This is a genomic window from Pseudomonas sp. P4_C3 (genome assembly GCF_056402075.1).
The window spans coordinates 1-1,862 of sequence record NZ_JBFUIC010000542.1 but is presented as its reverse complement, the minus strand read 5'-3'; the positions used below and the strand labels follow the sequence as shown (position 1 = coordinate 1,862).

Annotated in this window: 2 protein-coding genes; both read left to right on the top strand. The window is 58.5% G+C overall.

The annotated features are described in order from the left end of the window. Positions 1 to 975: 2Fe-2S iron-sulfur cluster-binding protein (locus tag AC1DVH_RS30390; protein WP_477756910.1), on the top strand; the 975-nt coding region annotated here is incomplete at its 5' end. 59 nt (positions 976 to 1,034) lie between these two features. Continuing rightward, a partial coding sequence (locus AC1DVH_RS30385) for an alcohol dehydrogenase catalytic domain-containing protein (RefSeq protein WP_477756909.1) occupies positions 1,035 to 1,862 on the top strand: 828 nt, incomplete at its 3' end.

Below are 1,862 nucleotides of genomic sequence, written 5' to 3'. Positions count from 1 at the left end.
TCCCTGGAGGGCGGTGTTACGGCGTTGCGCAACTACAGTCTCTCCGGAGACGCCAATGACCCCTCGCACGTACGCATTTCGGTTAAACGCGAGCCTGCACCGTTCGACCGACCAGAGCTGCCGCCGGGTCAAGGGTCCAATCACTTGCACGATTTTGTTCAAGTCGGCGACTCGCTCGAGATCGCTGGCCCCACAGGCACCTTCGTGCTGGACGAAGAGAGCCCAAGGCCAGTTGTGTTGTTCAGTGGCGGTGTGGGGCTCACACCGATGCTGAGCATGCTCCATCAACTGAGTACACGTTCGTCGCGTCCGGTGTATTTCATCCATGCCTGCGAAAGTGGAATCGTACATGCCTTTCGTGACGAGGTTTTGGCACTGGCCAGCCGTCGCCCAGGGATCAGCGTGCACTACTGCTACCGCAACCCGGATGCCGACGATCATGCCAATGCTGCCTTTCACAGCCAGGGCTTGGTAAGCCGGGAAACCTTGCAAAGGCTTCTTCCGCTGGACGACTACGACGTCTACCTGTGCGGCCCCAGATTCTTTATGCAGGCGAACTGGCGCCTGTTGCGCGACCTCGGGATCGCTGGCAAGCGCATTCATTATGAATTCTTCGGCCCGGCGACCATCCTCGAGGAGGATGAAGTCGTACCAGTGGCGTCCCTTCCCCTCGCGTCGCCCGTACCCAAAGCGCCGACCGCGTCGATTGAAGGTGCTCTAACCGTGGAGTTTCTACCATCGGGTACGCGTGTGGCCTGGGATCAGAATTGCCAATCACTGCTCGAACTTGCCGAACAGAACGGCCTGACTCCGCCATTCAATTGCCGGGMAGGCCTGTGTAACACCTGCCAAGTCCCCCTGCGGGAAGGCTCTGTCGAGTATTTCGAAGAGCCACTGGATCCTCCTGAAAGCGGCAGCATCTTGCTCTGTTGTACTCGCCCAACCACCGCCGTGACTGTGGACTTGCGGCAGTGATCTTCCCTATCACGATCAATTACCGTCTACCGCTTTCGTTGCACTGAGGAATCAAGAAAATGATCAAATCGCGAGCCGCCGTAGCCTTCGCGGCCAACCAACCCCTACAAATCGTCGAAGTCGACGTGGCACCGCCACAGGCGGGTGAAGTACTAGTGCGCATCATCGCCACCGGTGTCTGCCACACCGATGCCTTTACCCTTTCCGGAGCTGATCCGGAAGGCCTTTTTCCAACCATTCTCGGTCACGAAGGCGGCGGAATAGTCGAGGCGATTGGCGAGGGGGTTACTTCAGTTGCGGTGGGCGATCACGTGATCCCGCTTTACACCCCTGAGTGTGGCGAGTGCAAATTCTGCAAGTCCGGAAAGACCAACCTCTGCCAGAAAATCCGTGCCACTCAGGGCAAAGGCCTGATGCCTGACGGCACCAGTCGCTTCTCTTACAAGGGCCAGCCAATCTTCCACTACATGGGCACCTCGACATTCTCCGAGTACACCGTGCTACCGGAAATTTCTCTGGCCAATATTCCAAAGGAGGCACCGCTGGAAAAGGTCTGCCTGCTCGGTTGCGGCGTGACTACCGGCATAGGCGCGGTGCTCAACACTGCCAAGGTGGAAGAAGGCGCCAGCGTGGCAATCTTCGGCCTTGGCGGCATCGGCCTGGCCGCCATCATCGGCGCCACAATGGCCAAGGCTGGCCGGATCATCGCGGTCGACATCAATCCGGCCAAGTTCGAGATAGCCAGACAGCTGGGTGCTACCGACTTCATCAACCCCAAGGAATTCGATAAGCCAATTCAGGACGTAATAGTCGAGCTGACAGGGGGGGGCGTGGACTACTCCTTTGAGTGCATTGGCAACGTCAATCTGATGCGCGCGGCCCTGGAG